The sequence below is a fragment of the Polynucleobacter necessarius genome, from assembly GCF_900095205.1.
GTDB classification, from domain to species: domain Bacteria; phylum Pseudomonadota; class Gammaproteobacteria; order Burkholderiales; family Burkholderiaceae; genus Polynucleobacter; species Polynucleobacter necessarius_E.
The window spans coordinates 120,104-139,951 of record NZ_LT606951.1; the positions used below are offsets into that span (position 1 = coordinate 120,104).

Genomic DNA, 19,848 nt, shown 5'->3' on the forward strand with positions numbered 1-19,848 from the left:
GATTCAGATTAGCTAGTTTTGGTTTCCGTAAAATCGAGACCAAGAAACTTGCTGCGCGCAAAAATGAGAGGTTCTCGTTCAAGGTGATTCTTTAAGTTGATGACTTTGGCAACAATGATGTTGTGATTTCCACCTATATGCACGCAAACGGTTTCACATTCGTAATAGGCAACACAATCATTTGTTTGTGTAAGGCCACTTGCTGCGAGCTTATGGCTAATACCATTGAATTGATCGATCTTGACTGTGGTGAAATGCATTGCTAAATGCTCTTGAGAGTGCTCAAGAACATGAATCAGATGTATTTTGCCAAGCTCAACCCAAGGCATCAGACGTGAATGCTTTTTTAAGCTCCAGAGAATTAAAGGTAGCTCGAGTGAAACGGTATTGAAAGAGCTAATCGTAATACCGTGGGGATTGTTTTCGTCATCCAAACGGGTGATAACAGTGACCCCAGTTGCAAATGAAGAAAAACCTTTACGCAGTTCTTGTGAGGTAAATGGGGTCATCAGTCTTTTCTTACTTGGCTTCGGCTTTTGCTGTAGCTTCTATAGTGGTACCAGGAATAGGGATTAAGATTTCGTTTTCTTCAGCTTTTACGCATTTGAAGCGATATTCTTTGCCGGCTTTGGATAAAAAGCTAGCGCCTTGATAAAAATCATCTCTACAAGTTTTGGTAGCGAAATCCATTACATCTTGGGGGGCTGCGCTAGAGCTGATGAGACGCATATTGCCCATAGACATATTAATTTGCGTGGAATAGCAGCCAGCTAGCGCCAAGCCAGAAATCATAGTTCCCTGAGGGCGATGTTCGCGTAAAAGTGTTGTATTCGACCCTGAACTACAAGGATGGCTTGGCTATTACTGGCAAAGGTCCGGTGGTGCGAAGCTTTTCTATGGTCCCGGGGATCGATTTTGCCGGTGAGGTGCTAGAAAGCACCAACCCCGACTTCAATGCTGGCGACATGGTACTTCTTAACGGCTGGGGAGTTGGCGAAGGGCATTGGGGTGGTTTAGGGCAACAGGCTCGAGTGAAGGGCGATTGGTTGATTCCGTTGCCCAAAGGCTTTACTGCTAAACAAGCGTTGGCTATTGGTACGGCAGGCTATACGGCCATGCTTTGTGTCATGGCGCTGCAAAAGCATGGCCTCAAACCAAGGGATGGTGAGGTTTTAGTAACCGGAGCTGCAGGGAGTGTGTTGGCAGCTTTGCAATTACGCTACTGAGCAAATTAGGTTTCACAGTGGTTGCTAGCACAGGTCGAATGGCAGAGGCTGGCTACTTGAAGAGATTGGGTGCATCCGAAGTCATCGATCGCGCGGCTTTATCTGCTCCTGGTAAGCCATTGGCAAAAGAACGTTGGGCAGCAGTAGTTGATAGTGTGGGTAGTCATACTTTAGCAAATGCCTGCGCGCAGACCAAGAGCGATGGTGCGGTGGCAGCTTGTGGACTAGCTCAAGGTATGGATTTTCCTTCTACTGTTGCACCATTCATTCTGCGTGGTGTTACCTTGTATGGCATCAACAGCGTGACTGTGCCAAAGGCAAAACGAATTGCTGCATATGAGCAACTGAGTAAGTTGGTAGAGCTAAAAACTTTAGATGAAATCTCTCATGAAATTACGCTTGAGGATTCCATAAAGTACGCACAAGAATTAATGGCTGGAAATGTACGTGGACGCTTGATTGTCGACGTTAATAAATAAAGACTAGTTTTGCTGCGGTGCTTGGAGTTTGCGACTGGAGAGCAGGGACCAGACCTCGAGCTTCTCAGGATTGGTTAAGTCCGACCAATTTGCAATTTCCGTCAGGGTACGATAACAACCTCGACAGTAACCATTTTCAGGGTTAATGTCACACCAATTAATGCATGGCGATGGAACTGTTGTCAAAATAAACCTAGTAGTAAAAGATAAAAGAAATCACGTGAAACCATGAACACTCAAAATCAAGTAAGTGCCAAAACTGAAGTCCATTATCCATTAGGAGGCTTACTTCCGGAAGTGGGTAGTACTATTGAGGTTGCTCCAGGTGTTCGTTGGCTCAGAATGCGATTACCTTTCGCTCTGGATTACACCAATTTGTGGCTGTTACGTGATGAAATTGATGGCGTAGCAGGTTGGACAATTGTTGATTGCGGAATTGCTAATGACGAGACAAGAGCGTCTTGGGAGCAGGTATTTGCAACACAGTTTGACGGTATTCCTGTATTGCGAGTGATTGTGACTCACATGCATCCTGATCATGTAGGTTTATCGCAATGGTTGTGTGAAAAGTGGAATGTGCCTTTGTGGATTTCGATGACAGATTACTTAACTGCGCAACGGTTAAGTTGCAAGGAGGGTGGTGTTGCAGTTGGTTCACGCGCAGGTAGTGGTGGCTCAGCAGATCACTTCCAACGACATGGTTTGACCGCCCCTGAAGATCTAGAAAAAATTCGCGGACGCTCTAATTACTATAGCAATATGGTTCCAGGTGTACCACGTCAATATCGTCGTATTTTGGATGGTGAATCGATATTGATCGGTGGGCGCTCATGGAAGGTGATGATGGGCTATGGACATGCGCCTGAGCATGCATCCCTTTTTTGTAAAGAGCTTGGCGTCCTCATCTCGGGAGATATGCTCTTACCCCGCATTTCAACTAATGTGAGTGTCTATGATGCCGATCCGGATGCGGATCCGCTGGGTTTGTACTTGGACTCGATTGAAAAGTACTTAGCCTTACCTGAGGATTCTTTAGTTTTGCCTTCGCATGGCAAACCATTTGTTGGAATTCGACCACACATTGCGCAATTGAAAGTCCATCATGATGATCGATTGGCAGACACATTAGGCGCCTGTAAAAATCCGGCACATGCTCGAGAGTTAGTGCCGGTTTTATTTAAGCGTGAATTAGATATTCATCAACCTACATTTGCAATGGGTGAGGCTATTGCTCATCTGAATTACCTACTTCGTCGAGGTAAGTTGCGTCGCCAGCTTTGCGACGACGGCGTGTTGCGGTTTTCCGAGGTTTAGCGCTAGTGGTTTTAGTCTCAGATTCTTGATTCGTTCCAGTCGCAGCCGCACCTGCTGCAGAGACAGCATCGCCAAAGGATTTGAGGGCCATCATGGTGGCGTGTTGAACCTCAAGACCTTGGATAGTTGTTTGAGGATGTTGAGGTTCAGATTGAGCCAGTTTTCAACGCTTTTAAGGTCTTTAATGCGTTTTTTCTAGTTCATCAACAACATCTAGGCCGGGAAAAGCTGATCCGAAGCCGCCAGCCGCCTTAGAGGCATCTGTTGTGAAGGGAAACTGCCCCGTTTGACCTATGGCGCCTTGTCCCCACATGGTTTTAAACATTTCTAGGCTTTGATTGAATTCGGGAATGGTTCCAAACATAATGGGCTCCGGGGTAAATGAAAAGTAGCTTTTCCAATAGAATAAAGGGCTCTAGAGATTAATCCCGGTTTAACAATGCAATCTAATGGTTTTTCCCAGCCTTACACCCGCGGTCAGGAGCTTCCCGAGCTGTTGAAGCAACGCATTTTGATTTTAGATGGCGCAATGGGGACCATGATTCAGCAGTACAAGCTAACCGAAGCCGATTATCGCGGGTTGCCCAGCAATACCCGTTTTGCGGATCATCCTGGTGATACCAAGGGAAACAATGAGTTATTGGTTCTGACCCAGCCTGAAGTTATTAGTAAGATTCATGAGCAGTACTTAGAAGCCGGCACTGACATTATTGAAACCAATACTTTTGGTGCAACTTCAGTTGCGCAAGAAGATTACAAAATGGCTGGTCTTGCTCGCGAGATGAATGAGGTCTCTGCAAAGCTAGCGCGTGCAGCCTGTGAAAAATACAGCACTCCTGAGAAACCGCGTTTTGCTGCTGGCGCAATTGGGCCTACACCAAAGACTGCCAGTATCTCACCAGACGTAAATGATCCAGGTGCACGTAATGTGACATTTGATGCTTTGCGCGCATCGTATCGTGAGCAGATTGAAGGTTTGTTTGCTGGCGGCGTGGATTTGTTTTTGGTCGAAACCATTTTCGATACGCTGAATGCAAAAGCTGCGCTCTTTGCTCTCGATGAATTCTTTGAAGAGACAGGTGAACGTTTGCCAGTCATGATCTCTGGAACAGTTACGGACGCATCGGGACGCATTTTGTCTGGTCAAACTGTTGAAGCATTTTGGAATAGTTTGCGTCACATCAAACCCCTTACCTTTGGCCTTAATTGCGCTCTTGGGGCTGCATTGATGCGTCCCTATATTGCAGAGTTGGCAAGAATTTGTGATGCAGCTGTGTCCTGCTACCCGAATGCGGGTTTGCCAAATCCAATGAGTGATACGGGCTTCGATGAGACGCCAGAAATTACTTCGAGCTTGGTCGATGGTTTTGCTAAAGATGGCTTAGTGAATTTAGTTGGCGGGTGCTGTGGCACCACGCCTGATCATATTCGTGCGATTGCGAATGCTGTTGCGAAACGTAAGCCTCGGGCTTTCTATCGTGAGAATGCAGAGGTTGCAGCATGAGCAAGATTGAGAAAAAAGTAATGCCAGCAATGAAGCTTTCTGGCCTCGAGCCTTTTAACGTTACTGCTGATGTTGGCTTCGTCAATATTGGCGAGTGAACTAATGTCACAGGTTCAAAAGCTTTTTCTCGCATGATTTTGAATAATCAATTTGATGAAGCATTAGTAGTTGCGCGTCAGCAAGTTGAGAATGGTGCGCAGATTATTGACATTAATATGGATGAGGCAATGCTAGATTCTGAAGCAGCGATGACGCGCTTCTTAAACTTGATTGCTTCGGAACCAGATATTGCACGCGTTCCAATCATGATTGACTCCTCTAAATGGAGTGTTATCGAAGCAGGCTTGAAGTGTATTCAAGGTAAGCCAATTGTTAATTCGATTTCTCTAAAAGAGGGCGAAGAGCCCTTCAGAAAACAGGCGCGTTTAATTCGTCGTTATGGCGCTGCTTCTGTAGTAATGGCTTTTGATGAGGTTGGACAAGCCGATACTTTTAAGCGTAAGACAGAGATATGTCAGCGTTGTTATGACATTTTGGTGAATGAAATTGGGTTTCCAGCCGAAGACATTATTTTTGATCCGAATATTTTTGCGATCGCCACCGGCATTGAAGAGCACGATAACTATGCGGTAGATTTTATTAATGCCACTCGATGGATTAAAGAAAATTTACCTGGCGCCAAGGTAAGTGGTGGTGTTTCTAATGTGAGTTTTTCATTCCGCGGAAATGATCGTGTCCGCGAAGCGATCCATACTGTTTTCTTATACCACGCCATTCAGGCTGGCATGGATATGGGTATTGTGAATGCTGGGCAACTGGGTGTTTATGCCGACCTTGATCCTGAGCTACGTGAGCGCATAGAAGATGTAGCCCTCAATCGCTTTAAAAAGAAGGATGGCAAAACACCAACAGAGCGTTTGCTCGATATTGCTGACCAATTTAAAGGCGGTGGCGCCAAGCAAGTCGAAAATTTAGTTTGGCGTGAAGCCCCAGTTCGTGAGCGCCTAACGCATGCGCTCGTACATGGCATTACCACTTTTATTGAAGAAGATGCTGAGGAGTTGCGTGCTGAAATTATGGGCGCAGGCGGTAGGCCAATTGAGGTGATTGAAGGCCCACTCATGGATGGCATGAATGTGGTTGGTGACTTGTTTGGTGCTGGCAAGATGTTCCTTCCACAAGTGGTAAAAAGTGCGCGAGTGATGAAGCAAGCTGTTGCAATTTTGATTCCATATATTGAGGAAGAAAAGCGTCAACATATTGCTGCTGGGGGTGAAGCGAAAGCCAAAGGCAAAATTGTGATGGCTACCGTAAAGGGTGACGTTCACGATATTGGTAAAAATATTGTGACGGTTGTTCTGCAATGTAATAACTTTGAAGTAGCCAATATGGGTGTAATGGTTCCTTGTGCGGAGATTTTAAAACGTGCCAAGGAAGAGAATGCTGACATCGTTGGTCTATCGGGATTAATTACACCATCTCTTGAAGAGATGATTTATGTTGCGCAAGAAATGCAGTGCGATGATTACTTCCGCGAGCGTCAAATCCCGCTCATGATTGGTGGCGCAACCACTTCCCGCGTACACACTGCAGTAAAGATTGCTCCGCATTACGATGGCTCTGTGGTCTATGTGCCCGATGCTTCACGATCAGTTTCAGTTGCTTCTAGTTTGTTATCGGATGAAAGCGCCAAGAAGTTTATTCAAGATTTACGTGATGAGTATGTGCGCATTCGTGAGCAACATGCCAATAAGAAAGCTGCGCCAACCATCTCATTGGAGGCAGCTCGCAAAAATCGCGAGATGCTAGATTGGTCATCCTATGCGCCTGAGAAGCCGAAGTTTATTGGGCGCCGTCTATTTAAAAACTTTGCATTGAGCGATATTGCCAAATACATTGACTGGACACCTTTCTTTCAGACTTGGGACTTAGCTGGAAAATTTCCAGCGATCTTGGATGACGAGATTGTGGGAGTTGAGGCTCGTAAGGTTTATGCGGATGCTCAAGTATTGCTTGATAAGCTCATTAAGGGTCAATGGTTACAGGCAGATGCCGTAGTTGCTTTTTATCCCGCAAACACTATTGGCGATGACATTGTTTTGTTTAGCGATGAATCTCGCGAACACCCTTTATTTGTCTGGCATAACTTGCGTCAACAATCTGAGCGTCCAGTTGTTGATGGTGTGCGTAGGGCCTAATCGTTGTTTAGCTGATTATGTGGCGCCAAAAGATTCTGGTGTGGCGGATTACCTCGGTTGTTTTGCAGTCACCACTGGTCATGGGGTTGAAAAGAAAGTGGCCGAGTTTCAAGCAAAGCATGATGACTACAGTGCAATTATGTTGAAAGCCATAGCGGATCGTTTGGCAGAAGCATTTGCTGAATTGATGCACCATCGTGTGCGTACCGACTTATGGGGTTACGCCACAGATGAGATTTTGACTAACGATCAAATGATTAATGAGGAGTACCGCGGTATTCGACCAGCACCTGGATATCCAGTCTGCCCCGCGCATGAGGTGAAAGAAGATTTGTTGCGGGCCATTGGTTCTGAGGATATTGGCATGACTCTAACCGAATCGATGGCAATGAATCCAGCATCTAGCGTGAGTGGCTTCTATATGGCACATCCAGATGCCCGCTACTTTAATGTGGGCAAGCTTTCAGATGATCAGGTGGAGGACCTGGCGAAACGCCGAGGCCAGAGCGTCGAAAATACTCGTCGCCAGCTTGCAAGCCTGTTAGATTAAACACCCCACATTACAGGTTCATTTTTGGCTTTGGCCTGTTTCATGAGTTCAAGAAATGGATAGGCACGTTGTCCAAGACGATCGGCTAGTTTTGGCTTCTCGGCGCCGTTCTCCGTATCTTCATTTACCTTGGCCCACTCCTCGAGATCTTTGAGAATGGCAATCTCTAGGGCAGTAATGAGGTCTGGGAGTTGTTCCGCTGTGAGAATGCCCCGAGGCTCTAGGGGGCGCTCCAAAATATCGAAAATTCGTTTGGTCAGATCCGCCAGCATGATGACGTCTGGACCAGCTTTTGAGCGAAATTGATAGATCATTTCGATAGCTTACCACCTGATAAACTCACTTATCTATGTTGTCTACTAATAAAAATCGCTTAATTGAAATGCTGAGTGCCTCACGGGCGGGCTTGGCTCAGGAGCGTGGCTTAGAAGAGCCCCCTGCACCTCGTCTAGAGCGCCCTAAGGCTATTGATCATGGTGATGTCGCCTGTAATATTGCTCTACAGCTTTCTAAAGCCTGGAAACTCAATCCGCGCGAGTTAGCCCAAGCATTGGTCGGGCGTCTGCAGCAACAGGCTGGCTTTAATGAGCTAATTGCATCTTGTGAAATCGCTGGTCCTGGTTTTATAAATTTTCGGCTCAGTAATGCGGCTAAGACTGCTGTAGTTCCAGAGATCCTCGCTGAAGGAGCTCATTTTGGGGAGACTATCAGAAGCAAACAATCCCCTCAAAGCGCCATGATTGAGTTTGTTTCTGCCAATCCAACTGGTCCATTGCATGTAGGACACGGTAGGCAAGCGGTGCTTGGTGATGCATTGGCTAATTTATTGGCGACACAAGGCATTCAGGTTCACCGCGAGTTTTATTACAACGACGCTGGCATTCAGATTACCAATTTAGCTTTATCAGTTCAGGCTCGCCTACAAGGTCTAAAGCCGGGTGATACTACATGGCCTGAACAGGCTTACAATGGCGAATATATTGCAGAGATAGCTGCAGCATTTAGAGCCTCTCCAGAATTTAAGAATGAGCTTGAAGCAATCCGTCAATTTGCAGTGGCGTACTTACGCAACGAGCAAGATATTGATTTAAAAACCTTTGGCGTTCAATTTGATTGTTATTACTTAGAGTCTTCTCTGTATACAGATGGCAGAGTTGCTCAAATCGTTGATGACTTACAGAGCATTGGTAAAACGTATGAGTCTGAAGGCGCTTTGTGGTTAAAGACCACAGATGATGGTGATGATAAGGATCGCGTGATGCGTAAGTCAGACGGTACTTTTACGTACTTTGTGCCTGATGTTGCATATCACACCAGCAAGTGGAATCGCGGCTTTCAAAAGGTGATCAATGTACAGGGAAGCGATCATCATGGCACGATTGCCCGTGTTCGCTCAGGCTTGCAGGGTGTAGCTCAGAAGCGTGGGTGGGATATACCCAAAACATATCCCGATTATGTATTGCATAAGATGGTAACTGTGATGCGCCATGGCGAAGAAGTGAAAATTTCTAAGCGTGCCGGTTCATATGTGACTGTGCGCGACTTGGTTGAGTGGTCAGGAGGTGTTACTCCAGAAATGACCCCTGATGAAAGAGATTTGGCGCTGCAACGTGGTCGTGATGCTGTCCGTTTCTTCTTGATTTCTCGAAAAGCCGATACAGAATTCGTTTTTGATATTGATTTAGCATTGCAGCAAAATGATGAGAATCCAGTGTTCTATGTTCAATATGCTCATGCACGAATTAGTTCAATCTTGCAGCAGTGGGGTGGTCAGCTATCTGATTTAACTTCAGCAGATCTTTCGCTTTTGCAAAGTAAGGCGTCCGATCATTTGCTCCGTCGATTGGCGGAATATCCTGAGATGTTAACTGCGGCAGCAGACGAGTTAGCTCCGCATGCACTCGCTTTCTATCTGCGTGATTTGGCAGGTGATTTTCATGCTTTCTATAACGCTGATCGTGTGCTGGTTGACGATCAAAATCTCAAGTTAGCACGTCTTGCATTGCTATCTGCAACTCGTCAGGTTTTGCAAAACGGTTTAAGAGTACTTGGAGTCTCTGCGCCAACGAAGATGTAATGGCGAAGGGTGAAGTGTGGATCTAAGATGAGGAAATGATGAAAACACCGAATCAACAAACTGGCTTCGTTAAGCGCCTTGGTCGCATTAATATCAGGAATCCACAATGTGGCGGCACTATTCTGGGATTTGTATTGGGATTAGGTGCTGGTCTCGGAATCGCATTTGTTATTGCTTTTTACCTCTCCAAAAATACCCCCCAAGAGAGACCGGGGATGCGCGCACCCAGTTTGCCGCTGACTATTAAGCCTGCTCCAACCCCGGCTGAGGGAGAGCAAGCTGTACCCACTGAGCCTGTCGATTTAAACAAACCCCTTCAAGGCAAATTACCTGCCCCTGTTGCAACAGACCCAATTGGTGATTTGGTGAATGGCAAAAAATTAGCGGATAAGCCTGCAGATACATCTAGTACTGCAAAATCAGATGTAATTTATTTCTTACAGGTTGGTGCTTTTGTAAAACGATCCGATGCGGATGCGCAAAAAGCCAATTTAGCTATCCAAGGAATTCAGGCACAGTTAAGTGAAGTCACTAGTGATGGCAATACACTCTGGCGCGTGCGCGTAGGGCCATACAATACCGTTGAAGATAGCAACCCAGTTCGCGATAAATTGAGTGGCATGGGTATTAAACCAACTTTGATTAAATCTAGTAAATCATGATTTCTTATAGCAAAAGATTTTTTATATTATTTACATTGCTCGCTTTGAGTGATTTTACATTTGCTCAGGGACAAAAAATAGAAGAGGGCTTTGACTACCGAGTCTTGCTAGTTACTCAGCCAGTAGAAACTAAGGGCAAGGTTGAGGTCATCGAGTTCTTTTGGTATGGCTGTTCGCATTGCTACGATTTTGAGCCTGAACTGAGCAGTTGGGTAAAGCGTCAGCCAAAAGATGTAGTGTTTCGTAGGGTTCCTGTAGCTTTCCGTGATGATCTCTTGCCGCATAGCCAATTGTTCTATGCGCTAGAAGCAATGGGCAAAGGGGACGCTTTAAATGATAAGGAGATGTATGCGATTCATAAAGAAAATAAGCGCCTCTTAACCGAGCCTGAAATTGCTGATTGGGTTGCATCCCAAGGCATTGATCGCAACTCGTTCTTAGCTGCTTATCGTTCATTCGCAGTGGTTTCTAAAGCACGTGCTGCTAAACAATTGGCAGAGGCATATCGGATTGATGGCGTACCTACGATTGTCATGCAAGGTAAATACGTTACATCACCCTCAATCGCTGGAACAAAGGCCAAGGCAATTGCGGTAATGGACTATCTAGAAGAGAAAATTCGAAAAGATAAGTACAAGCAGTAATTACCTAAAGCGGCGCTTATAAGTTGTTCAAATTTTGACAAAGCGCCGCACAATCCAAAAGTAGATTGGGTAAGGCAGGACTCTAAGAAATTTTAAGAATCTGGAGAATCTTTTGGGAAAGTGAATATCAAATTCACCCTTCTGAATACCAGTCAAAATTTCTTGCGCAGCTTCTTCGGCGCTAATAAGCGCTGGCATTTCAAAGTCATTTTGAGCCGTGGCTTCAGTAGCTACAAATCCAGGCGAAATCATGTGTACGCTAATCCCAGTTGGCAGTAAATCGTAATATAAATTCTCACAAAAATTGATGATGGCGGCCTTACTTGGTCCGTATGCCGACGCTTTTGGAAGTCCGCTATAGCCTGCAACACTACCAACGATGGCAATGTGCCCTGATTTTGCTTTTAGCATTTTAGGTAGTACTAATGCAACTGTTCTCATGGGTCCTAAAAGATTTGCGTCAATTGTTTGCTCTGCAATCTTGATATCAAAATAGTCTGCACGAAGTGGAACATAGATGCCCGATACAAAAAGCAGGAGATCAATGTCTCCCCATTTATCTAGGATGGTGTTGTAAGCACCTAGAAATTGCGTATCGCTCGTGACATCTAATGGCAGGACGAGTGTTTGGCCAATCTCGCCAGTTATAGCAATTTGGTTTAATCGCTCCACTCTTCTGCTGGATAAGGCAATCTTAGCTCCTTTGGATAGCAACGCCTTTACGCAAGCTTCACCAATGCCGCTTGAGGCTCCTATGACCCAAACTCTTTTGCTTGCGAAGTGATTCATTCCAAGCTGTTTCATGAGTTTTGAGAATCAGAAGGTGGAGTTGAATTTTGGTGACTCAATGTGAACTGCATAACATCGATATTGCGCTCTGTAAAGCCAGCGGCGCAGTACATGAGATAGAAGTTCCATAGACGAATAAAAGCTTCATCAAACCCTAGTTGGCGCACTTCTTGTAATCTGCAATTAAAGCTATCACGCCATAAACAAAGGGTTTTTGCATAGTCTGCGCCAAAAGCGAACTCATTTTCTATTTGAAGTCCGGCCTCAGTTGCACAAGTTTTAAAGCTTGATCTAGAGGGCAACATGCCCCCTGGAAAGACATGCTGCTGAATAAAGTCGGTGTTGCGTCGATAGCGCTCGAATAGATCTTCGGCAATGACAATAGTTTGAATACAAGCTTTGCCGCCAGCTTTTAGGCATTGAGCAATCGTTTCAAAATATTCTGGCCAATGCTTCTCGCCAACTGCTTCAAACATTTCAACAGAAGCAATGCCATCAAATTTTTCGTGGCAATCACGATAGTCCTGTAGGCGCACTTCAAATTCGGATGGGTTTGCTATTTGAGTCTGCACCTCCATTAGCCGCTTTTCTGCAAAGGCTTTTTGCTCTGTCGATAGAGTGAGGCCAGTAATTGCTCTATGGTTGCGAAGAGACTCTTTCATTACTCCACCCCAGCCACAGCCTATTTCTAAGATTCGATCCCCTGGCAATGTCTTGAGGGAATCCAAGATGCGTCCAATCTTTGCTCGTTGGGCATCAGCTAAAGTTTGTTTATCTCCATCGGAGAACCAGGCGCTTGAATAGCTCATGGTGGGGTCAAGCCAAAGCGTATAAAAAGCATTACCTAGGCCATAAGTGTGCATGAATATTCTTGCGACTTCCTGACTTGCTGTTATCTCGTAGCCAATGTTTCAAGCGATAAAAAATGGAGCCATACCAATTGCCATATATCGCCTTTTCTAAGATGGTTCGATTGCGAATTGCTAGTTCAAGTAGCGCTTTAAGATCGGGCGTATTCCATTTACCTTGAATATAGCTTTCTGCAAACCCAATATCACCATGAGACATGATCTCTTTAAATACTGACCATTCCAAAATCTGAATTTCAGCATGCAAACTATCGTCTGAATTGCCGAATTCACGTTTTTCACCATTTGGTAGCGTCATTTTTAAATGACCGCTGCTCAGTTGGGTAAGAAGAGCTAGCAATGTTTTGCTGCTAAGTGAATTTTGGTATAAAGAGATTAGCTCTGCAGATGGGCAAGAAAAACTTAATCTAGAAAGAAGGGGTTGTCCTGGGCAGTTCATCTGCTAACTTCAAATTCTGGTGGTTTAGGCTTTGAGTGAAAGGGTACACCTTTTATCCATAATTTCAATGCTTGCCAATGAATGCGAAATATCACGCCTAAGCTCATTAGGGGATAACGGAGGAGTGCTTGGATGATATTGGCTTGGCTTAGTGGGCGACTGACGCCACTGATGCTGGTATTAATGAGGGGCTACCATCCTCATGAAGCTCAATTCTACAGACATTGTTTTTGCCGCTGCTACTATCCTTTGGAAATAAGAAGCGGAAATGGTATTCACCACGAACTTCACAAAATGGGGACACATGGAACACTTTTTTACTAGTGAAAGTTTCGCCGGAGAGCAGTTCTTCGCCTGAATCCTTGTGCAAAAGGTAGCAATGGCGCTCACCAAAGGTATTGTTTACCTCAGCTATAACCGCTTGAACTTTGCCATCGGTACGCGTACAGATCCAGAAACTTACGGGGTTAAAGACATAGCCTAGTACTCTTGGAAATGTCTGTAGCCAGATTTCTCCATCCACATTCTTCACTTGATGATCTGCAAGTACTTTTTCAATCCAAACAAGGCTATCTACCTTACCTAGCCCATGATCCTTATCAAAAAATGCACAAAGCTCCCATTGGTTATCGCTTAGTCCACATTGATTGAGAAGCGTAGGACTGGTTCTACGGGCGCGCATAGGTATAGAGATGGTAAAGACGCCATATCCAAAAGCATTTCTGGTTGGTCGAAGGCGTTGGTGTTTTACTACTCCAAAGTTAATTTTTGCTTGTGGCATTAACTAGCTGTCTTGCTTGGCTTTGATGGGTTGACGAGCGCTTTCAATGAGAGCTTCGGCGACTAATTCTCCAGAACGCAAACCATCCTCATGGAATCCAAAACCTGTCCATGCGCCGCAATACCAAATGGATGAAGCTCCTTGAATTAAAGGTAATGCTTTCTGAGCTTGTATAGCACCCATATCGAAGACAGGATGTGAATAGTGAATTTCTTGATGTACCAGTTTTGGATCTGGCTCTTCTGAAGGATTGAGACTAACAATAATTTGCGTATCTTTCAGTTGATCTGGAAGTGGCTGCAAGCGATTAATTAAATAGTTCACGCTGACATGTTGTTTTGCATTTGGTTTATCACCAGACTTGGTAGTGTAATTCCATGCAGCCCAACAACGTTTCGCTGCAGGGAGGAAGCGGATATCCGTATGCAAAATTGTTCGATTTTGCTGATATGGAACTACTGCCAGAATATTTCTAGATTGTTGGTCTATGCCCATGAACTAAATCTAGGGTTTGATCGCTGTGACAGGCCATGATTACTTCATCAAAATAGCTTGTGCCGGTTGCGCCGATCACTTCAACTTGGCCACCATCGCGATTTGTATTTACTTTCAGAACGCGCTCACGTTTAATTATTACTCGATGTTTTTCTAGAGCCGCAACGATTCTTTTTACATACTCGCGCGAGCCACCTTTAATGGTTAACCATTGAGGGCGATTTTGGATTTGCAAAAGACCATGGTTGTGACAAAAGCGCACCATCGTCTGAATGGGAAATGCCAGCATCTGATCAACAGAGCATGACCAGATGGCGCCAATCATAGGTAGAAAATAATTCTCTTTAAAGCTTTGACTAAAACGATGACGTTCTAAAAAATTAGCAATTTTTTCATCTGGCTCTTTGTATTGATGACCAGCATCAATTTGCTCATGTGCTAATCGAGTCGCTAGGCGATTAAAGCGCAAGATGTCATAAGCCATTCTCCAAAAGGATGGGGAAAAAAGGTTGGCTCTTTGTCCAAAAAAGAATTAATGTCATTGCCTGCCCATTCGATCTTCTTGGTTGATGCAGATTTTGAAAAAGTATCAATCGAAACGGAAAAAGACATTTCCGATGGGGCTATTGGCGCTTGAATCTCTTCAAATAGGCGAACTAAGCGGGGATATGTCTTGCGATTAAACACTAAGAAGCCAGTATCCACGCCATGGGTAATTTTTTTCCGTCGATGCTGAAATTGAAGTCGACGGTATTGCTGTGCCCACCAATGTGATCCCCAGATTCATAGAGAGTAATTGCAAATTCAGGGTGGTGTTTTAAAGCATAGGCACAACCTAATCCCGAGATGCCGGCGCCAACAATGGCAATATGTTTTTTGATCACTGAGCTTTTTCTCCTAAAAGCTTTTCAATTTGGCCCGTAATGCTGCTGCTATTTGGCTTGGTCATGCTTCCAAATGAATCCATCACATTTCCATTTCGGTCTATTAAATATTTATAAAAATTCCATTTAGGAGTTGTACCTGTTTTGGCAATCAACATCTTAAATAAAGGGTTTGGGTTATTTCCGGAGACGGTGCTTTTGGCGAACATCGGAAATTTCACGTCATAGGTATTTTTGCAGAAGTCTGCAATTTCCTTATTACTTCCTGGTTCTTGTTGTCCAAAATCATTGGATGGAAAGCCTAGCACCACAAATCCCTGATCTTTGTATTTGGCGTAAATTTTTTCTAGGCCTTCATATTGGCTAGTAAAACCACAGAAACTAGCTGTATTGACAACCAAAATGACTTTGCCCTGATATTGGCAGAGGTTTTGTGGCGCTTCATCTTGTAAGCGTGGGAAGGTACGGGAGAGTAGGGGGCTGCAATTATTCGCAGCATTAGCAGGTTGAAACCCAAATAAAAAAGGGCAAGTAGGCCAAATAGGCAATTCATCGCATAACGTGGCATTTGACACCTTTTATTTCGTTTAATAGAGGTCAAGTCTAAGACATTCTGGCTAATATCGCAGGGCTTGTGGGAATGCCATTAATATGGAGTTATGAGTCAGATAACCCCACCCTCTTTTGAAGCTAAGGTCTGCCCTCCAGAGCAATTAAGTGCACGTCTGGCAAAGCTTCCCCGTCCCTTAGTATTTACAAACGGTGTCTTTGATATTTTGCATCGCGGCCATGCTAGTTATTTAGCGCAGGCTCGTGCCTTAGGAGCCAGCTTGGTAGTAGGCGTTAATTCAGACGCTTCGGTGAAGATGTTGGGCAAAGATGACGATAGACCAATTAATTCTGAGGCTGATCGGCAAGCATTATTGGCTGCCCTCGAGAGTGTAGATATGGCAATAATATTTACCGAACAAACGCCAGTCAACTTGATTGAAAAAATTCGGCCTGATATTTACGTTAAGGGCGGCGATTATGAAATCGATACTCTGGCAGAGACTCATTTAATAAAGAGCTGGGGTGGTAAAGCAGTTGCAATACCTTTTTTGTATGAGCGCTCGACAACAAGTCTTTTGGGTAAGATTCGTTCTTAAAGATTTTGCAGTAGCCATGCCCAAGTGCCACGCAATACTAAGCCTTCAGTTATTTCAACGAATTGCTTAGCTGGTAAATTGGTTTCTGAAATTTCTTTCGCTAGGATTTTGGCATTACCGCCATCAAGCCAAATTTTCTCCACTGGAATATTCATTTCTTTAGCTTGCATTAAGGCAAATTGAATTGCGCCAATCTGTGCTGCATTACACCCGCCAATAATTGCTTCATTGGTCGTTATTCCAAACCCCTGGTGAGTTTCTTTGCGAACCGCCAAAGGGAGTTGAGCAGTTTTGCTTTGTAAGCATTCTTGCATTAGGCCTAGGCCGGGCAAGATCCAGCCGCCATAATGCACGCCATTGGAGCCAAGTAAATCGATGGTGGTGGCTGTGCCGGCATTTACGATTAAGGTATTTATATTGGATAAAGCACGTGCTCCAATAAGCGCTGCCCAGCGATCAGCACCAAGCTTGCCGGGCTCTTTGTAAAGGCTTCGGATGCCTAAATAAGTGCTATCACCATTTAATTGTTTCCAGTCAAGATCATTCCATTGTGGGAAAAGTAATTTGAGCTGAGTAACTGCGTCGTCCCCTGCAACACAACAAAATCCAATGGCTTCTGGCTTCGGCAGTGTTTTGGAAATATAGCTCGCTAACTCAGAACGAAGTTCATCCGATTGCAAAGTTTTGCTAGATATAGATCCCGAATAAGCCCATAGTTTCTTTTGGCGATCGCTTGGGTTTTGAGTGGATTCGACCGCCGCCCATTTGAGGCGAGTATTGCCAACATCAAAGAATAAATAAGGACTCATGATTGAATTCGCAATGAAACATCACCTGCATGAATAGCAACAGTTTTGCTTCCTTGCTGCAATAGTAATGCCCCTTTTTCATTTACGCCTATTGCAATTCCATAAATGGGATCTTTGCCTATACCGGAGATACATACCGATTGACCTTGATATGCATCCCATTTCATCCAACGCTCTTGGTATAGCTCAAATCCATGTACATCAAATTCAGAAAGACTATTTTCAAGAGCGGCTATTAATTTAAGCCACAGATATTCAATATCAGGTAGCGAGTCGGTGAGTTGAGCTAGCGAACCAACTTTAAGCCCGCCGGTCAGATTTGATTCGATAGCTTGTGCATTTCTTAGGTTAATTCCAATGCCAATAATCATCCAAGTAGGTTCATCCGGTTTTGCTTGCCCACCTTCAATGAGGATGCCACCGAGTTTTGCATTATTCAACAACAAATCATTTGGCCATTTCAAACTCAGACCAACCTGTTGAAGTTCCGTTTCACTTAAATTGCATGCCTGAGCTATACCGGTTATTACTGCTAGGCCTGCTAATAGGCTAAGTCCACCCAATTCAGCAGGGGCTCTCTTGAACGGAAAAGCAAGGGAGAAACAAAGGGAGTCCTCTGGAGTTGCAAGCCATGATCTACCCGCTCTCCCTTTTCCGGCTGTTTGTTTGCGGGCAATACGTGCAACGGGGTTAATTAAATCGTCTGAGCGCCAGCGAGCCAAAAGATCGTCGTTAGTAGATTTGGTCTCGGTAATGCGCTCAAGGATGCAATTTGCAGTCATTTCGACATTGTAGAAAGGTTTGACCTAGAATTGTGGAATGGATCAAAAAGATCAACGACCAAGGAAATTAGCATGGCCCTTACAGGCTATGCCATTAGCCAGGGCTATGTGTCTTAGCTACGCACTTTTAATCATCTATGTGAGCCTAAATCCATTTGACTTTGATTTTCAGAACGGTATAGCTGCTTGGGCTTGGCTGGATGCACCACTGCCCCATTTTATCACTTTATTTGATGTGTCAGTCAATGTCTTGGCCTATATTCCATTGGGATTTTTGGGCATGTTTGCAACCTATCCACGCTGGCGTAATTTCGTTGCGCTTGGGATAGCTTTATGTCTAAGCGCTTCTCTAGCCTTTGTTGTGGAAACCTTGCAATCTTGGTTGCCCACCCGAATACCAAGTCAAATGGACTGGTGGGCTAATGTATTGGGCGGACTTTTAGGGGGTTTATTAGCCATTCCTTTGGGTCCTCAGTGGTTTTCTGGAAGCACAATTCGCCGTCATTTTGATCAATGGTTTGGCTTAAATTGGGCGGCATGCGCGCTCTTCTTATTATTTCCTTGGTCACAAATTTATCCCCAAAGCTCGTGGCTTGGAACCGGGGTATGGGGTCATGCAATCTTTGGTTCGATTGATTGGGGCACTCTAGTTATTAATCATGTGATTCAAGAGACGGTGATCACTTCATTGTGTTGGCTTGGCGTTGGCTTATTGCTTTCATTAGGGTTGCGTCATAAAGCCCCTCAGTGGTTGATTCTGAACGGACTTCTTGGACTTACAGTGCTCATTAAAATTTTATTTAGTGGGCTTCAATTTGGCACAGAGTTCAGCTTAATTTGGCTTACCGCTGGCGCAGTTTGGGGAATGATCTTGGGTAGCCTCTTGTTGAGGTGGGCGCTCAAGCTGGAACCAGCAGTGAAGTTCTGGCTAGCCTTGATTTGTTTGGTTGGAACCGCAATTGCGGTCAATATATTGCCAGACAACCCATACTTCATACTCACATTAAGGCACTGGTATCAAGGTCGTTTATTGCACTTTAACGAGTTAATGCAGTGGGTTTCGGTAGTATGGTTACCTCTGGCTTTAGTTTGGATGATTCGAAGCGCCATGAAATTTAAATCACAACATTGATGAATATAATTTTCCTATGAGTTTTTCACACCAGCTATTTTTCTGTCTAAATCAGCGCGGTAATGGTGAAGAGTGTTGTGATCAACGCAATGCCTTTGCTTTATTTGACTATGCAAAAAAGTAAAGGAGCTTGGTCTTGCAGGCCCAGGGAAAATTCGTGTAAACAAAGCAGGATATTTGGATCGATGTGCTGATGGTCCTGTAATGGTCATTTATCCAGAAGGTATTTGGTATACCTTGATTGATGTGGATGACGTTGAGGAAGTTATTCAATCTCATTTAATCGAAGGGCGTCCAGTAGAACGCCTGCAATTAGCTTAGTGTTTCAATGATTGAGAGTTTTTTATGAATAGTCGTACAAAAGTAATTCATATTGAAGGCATAGTTGGATCGATGGAGATGTCTATTGATCTTCCTGATGAACTAAAAAATAATCCTGCTTTTGCGGTACGGGGTTTGGCACTAGTTGCGCATCCACATCCACTCATGGATGGAACCATGGATAACAAAGTAGCTCAAACCATGGCGCGTGCTTTTAATCAATTGGGTTATGTGAGTGTGCGTCCGAACTTTCGTGGTGTGGGTGGAACCGAGGGCATTCATGATGATGGTGTTGGGGAGTTAGAAGATTTGCTCCACGTTACTGACTGGATGCGAACTCCTTCAAGCTGGAGTGAGTATGATGTGACCGCAAATCAATCTTGGGTGGCGAGTGCTAATTCATTGCCATTGGTAGTTTCTGGCTTTTCTTTTGGAAGTTTTGTTGGTAGCCATTTGGTACAAAGGCTTGCAGATCTTGGGCGCCCAGCTAAGCGCCTTGTCATGGTGGGTAGCGCGGCTGGCAAATGGACACTAGCCTTGGTTCCTACAGATACCATTTTGATTCACGGCGAATTGGATGAAACTATTCCTTTGATTGATGTCTTAGATTGGGCGCGTCCACAAGAGCTTACTGTTCAAGTTGTCCCAGGCGCCGATCATTTTTTTCATCGTCGCTTGCACTGTATTCGTAACATCATTACTGGCGCTTGGTTAGGTATGCCAGATCACCGAAAATAATTAGCAC

22 protein-coding genes and 4 pseudogenes are annotated in these 19,848 nt (G+C 44.6%); 11 read left to right on the forward strand and 15 right to left on the reverse strand.

Annotation, left to right across the window (positions count from 1 at the left end; all coding sequences use genetic code 11):
• Positions 1-8 precede the first annotated feature (8 nt).
• Together DXE37_RS00660 and DXE37_RS00665 are read right to left on the reverse strand one after the other, a co-directional pair.
• The gene (locus DXE37_RS00660; RefSeq protein WP_114636229.1) at positions 9-509 is read right to left on the reverse strand and encodes a flavin reductase family protein; all 501 of its coding nucleotides are present in this window, start codon (positions 507-509) and stop codon (positions 9-11) included.
• 10 nt (positions 510-519) lie between these two features.
• Complete coding sequence (locus tag DXE37_RS00665) at positions 520-792, reverse strand: hypothetical protein (RefSeq protein WP_114636230.1); 273 nt, start codon at positions 790-792, stop codon at positions 520-522.
• 5 nt (positions 793-797) lie between these two features.
• On the opposite strand from DXE37_RS00665, the pseudogene acuI reads away from it, so the two are divergent.
• Positions 798-1,705 (forward strand): annotated as a pseudogene (acuI, locus tag DXE37_RS00670) (acrylyl-CoA reductase (NADPH)); the annotation flags it as partial.
• A 3-nt stretch (positions 1,706-1,708) separates the two neighbouring features.
• Here acuI and DXE37_RS00675 read toward each other — a convergent pair.
• Complete coding sequence (locus DXE37_RS00675) at positions 1,709-1,891, reverse strand: DUF1289 domain-containing protein (RefSeq protein WP_114636231.1); 183 nt, start codon at positions 1,889-1,891, stop codon at positions 1,709-1,711.
• Between the two features lie 42 nt (positions 1,892-1,933).
• Here DXE37_RS00675 and DXE37_RS00680 point away from each other — a divergent pair, with 42 nt between their 5' ends.
• Positions 1,934-3,019: an MBL fold metallo-hydrolase gene (locus DXE37_RS00680; RefSeq protein ID WP_114636232.1), complete on the forward strand. Its 1,086-nt coding sequence runs from the start codon at positions 1,934-1,936 to the stop codon at positions 3,017-3,019.
• Between the two features lie 181 nt (positions 3,020-3,200).
• Here DXE37_RS00680 and DXE37_RS11925 read toward each other — a convergent pair whose 3' ends face one another.
• Entirely contained in the window at positions 3,201-3,383 is a 183-nt protein-coding gene (locus tag DXE37_RS11925) for a hypothetical protein (protein ID WP_231970866.1), read from the reverse strand.
• A gap of 75 nt (positions 3,384-3,458) precedes the next feature.
• On the opposite strand from DXE37_RS11925, the gene DXE37_RS00690 reads away from it, so the two are divergent.
• Together DXE37_RS00690 and metH are read left to right on the forward strand one after the other, a co-directional pair.
• Complete coding sequence (locus tag DXE37_RS00690) at positions 3,459-4,523, forward strand: homocysteine S-methyltransferase family protein (RefSeq protein ID WP_114636233.1); 1,065 nt, start codon at positions 3,459-3,461, stop codon at positions 4,521-4,523.
• Positions 4,520-7,271: pseudogene (gene metH, locus DXE37_RS00695) on the forward strand (methionine synthase). The gene DXE37_RS00690 and the pseudogene metH overlap by 4 nt, the downstream one beginning before the upstream one ends.
• Here the strand turns inward: metH and DXE37_RS00700 are convergent.
• Positions 7,268-7,585, reverse strand: a complete 318-nt coding sequence (locus DXE37_RS00700) for a DUF1840 domain-containing protein (protein WP_114636234.1) — start codon at positions 7,583-7,585, stop codon at positions 7,268-7,270. The pseudogene metH and the gene DXE37_RS00700 overlap by 4 nt on opposite strands.
• Before the next feature lie 68 nt (positions 7,586-7,653).
• On the opposite strand from DXE37_RS00700, the gene argS reads away from it, so the two are divergent.
• From argS to DXE37_RS00715, 3 genes are read left to right on the forward strand one after another with little or no spacing between them, the layout of a single operon-like run.
• Positions 7,654-9,348: an arginine--tRNA ligase gene (argS, locus tag DXE37_RS00705; RefSeq protein WP_415067091.1), complete on the forward strand. Its 1,695-nt coding sequence runs from the start codon at positions 7,654-7,656 to the stop codon at positions 9,346-9,348.
• Positions 9,349-9,383: 35 nt separating this feature from the next.
• Positions 9,384-10,010 (forward strand): SPOR domain-containing protein, encoded by a 627-nt coding sequence (locus DXE37_RS00710; protein ID WP_114636236.1) that lies wholly within the window; start codon positions 9,384-9,386, stop codon positions 10,008-10,010.
• A complete protein-coding gene (locus tag DXE37_RS00715) occupies positions 10,007-10,654 on the forward strand; it encodes a thiol:disulfide interchange protein DsbA/DsbL (protein WP_114636237.1) in 648 nt (215 codons plus the stop codon). The genes DXE37_RS00710 and DXE37_RS00715 overlap by 4 nt, the downstream gene beginning before the upstream one ends.
• A 27-nt stretch (positions 10,655-10,681) precedes the next feature.
• Here the strand turns inward: DXE37_RS00715 and DXE37_RS00720 are convergent, their stop codons facing one another.
• From DXE37_RS00720 to DXE37_RS00740, 8 genes and pseudogenes are all read right to left on the reverse strand, one after another.
• Positions 10,682-11,443, reverse strand: a complete 762-nt coding sequence (locus DXE37_RS00720) for an SDR family NAD(P)-dependent oxidoreductase (protein ID WP_231970867.1) — start codon at positions 11,441-11,443, stop codon at positions 10,682-10,684.
• Positions 11,444-11,454: 11 nt separating this feature from the next.
• Entirely contained in the window at positions 11,455-12,306 is an 852-nt protein-coding gene (locus tag DXE37_RS00725; RefSeq protein ID WP_231970869.1) for an SAM-dependent methyltransferase, read from the reverse strand.
• Positions 12,284-12,610: a hypothetical protein gene (locus tag DXE37_RS11930; protein ID WP_231970870.1), complete on the reverse strand. Its 327-nt coding sequence runs from the start codon at positions 12,608-12,610 to the stop codon at positions 12,284-12,286. The genes DXE37_RS00725 and DXE37_RS11930 overlap by 23 nt, the downstream gene beginning before the upstream one ends.
• Before the next feature lie 137 nt (positions 12,611-12,747).
• Positions 12,748-13,532, reverse strand: a pseudogene (locus DXE37_RS00730) (DUF1365 domain-containing protein).
• 3 nt (positions 13,533-13,535) lie between these two features.
• A complete protein-coding gene (locus DXE37_RS11935; protein ID WP_231970871.1) occupies positions 13,536-14,027 on the reverse strand; it encodes an NAD(P)/FAD-dependent oxidoreductase in 492 nt (163 codons plus the stop codon).
• Positions 14,005-14,511, reverse strand: coding sequence for an NAD(P)/FAD-dependent oxidoreductase (locus DXE37_RS11940; RefSeq protein ID WP_231970872.1), 507 nt, complete (start codon positions 14,509-14,511; stop codon positions 14,005-14,007). The genes DXE37_RS11935 and DXE37_RS11940 overlap by 23 nt, the downstream gene beginning before the upstream one ends.
• 202 nt (positions 14,512-14,713) lie before the next feature.
• Entirely contained in the window at positions 14,714-14,911 is a 198-nt protein-coding gene (locus DXE37_RS11945) for an FAD-dependent oxidoreductase (RefSeq protein WP_231970873.1), read from the reverse strand.
• Positions 14,908-15,459, reverse strand: a complete 552-nt coding sequence (locus DXE37_RS00740) for a glutathione peroxidase (protein WP_415067092.1) — start codon at positions 15,457-15,459, stop codon at positions 14,908-14,910. Before DXE37_RS00740 ends, DXE37_RS11945 begins: the two co-directional genes overlap by 4 nt.
• Before the next feature lie 111 nt (positions 15,460-15,570).
• Here DXE37_RS00740 and rfaE2 point away from each other — a divergent pair, with 111 nt between their 5' ends.
• Positions 15,571-16,059, forward strand: coding sequence for a D-glycero-beta-D-manno-heptose 1-phosphate adenylyltransferase (gene rfaE2, locus DXE37_RS00745; RefSeq protein ID WP_114636239.1), 489 nt, complete (start codon positions 15,571-15,573; stop codon positions 16,057-16,059).
• Here rfaE2 and DXE37_RS00750 read toward each other — a convergent pair.
• Together DXE37_RS00750 and DXE37_RS00755 are read right to left on the reverse strand one after the other, a co-directional pair.
• Positions 16,056-16,868 carry a type III pantothenate kinase gene (locus tag DXE37_RS00750; RefSeq protein ID WP_114636240.1) on the reverse strand — a complete coding sequence of 271 codons (813 nt, stop codon included), beginning with the start codon at positions 16,866-16,868 and terminating at the stop codon, positions 16,056-16,058. The two genes, rfaE2 and DXE37_RS00750, sit on opposite strands and share 4 nt — an antisense overlap.
• Positions 16,865-17,650, reverse strand: a complete 786-nt coding sequence (locus DXE37_RS00755) for a biotin--[acetyl-CoA-carboxylase] ligase (RefSeq protein ID WP_114636241.1) — start codon at positions 17,648-17,650, stop codon at positions 16,865-16,867. Before DXE37_RS00755 ends, DXE37_RS00750 begins: the two co-directional genes overlap by 4 nt.
• Positions 17,651-17,756: 106 nt before the next feature.
• Between DXE37_RS00755 and DXE37_RS00760 the strand changes: the two genes are divergently transcribed.
• From DXE37_RS00760 to DXE37_RS00770, 3 genes and pseudogenes are all read left to right on the forward strand, one after another.
• Positions 17,757-18,782, forward strand: coding sequence for a VanZ family protein (locus tag DXE37_RS00760; RefSeq protein ID WP_231970874.1), 1,026 nt, complete (start codon positions 17,757-17,759; stop codon positions 18,780-18,782).
• A 16-nt stretch (positions 18,783-18,798) separates the two neighbouring features.
• Positions 18,799-19,103: pseudogene (locus tag DXE37_RS00765) on the forward strand ((2Fe-2S) ferredoxin domain-containing protein).
• Positions 19,104-19,127: 24 nt separating this feature from the next.
• Entirely contained in the window at positions 19,128-19,841 is a 714-nt protein-coding gene (locus DXE37_RS00770) for an alpha/beta hydrolase (protein WP_114636243.1), read from the forward strand.
• Positions 19,842-19,848: the final 7 nt, after the last annotated feature.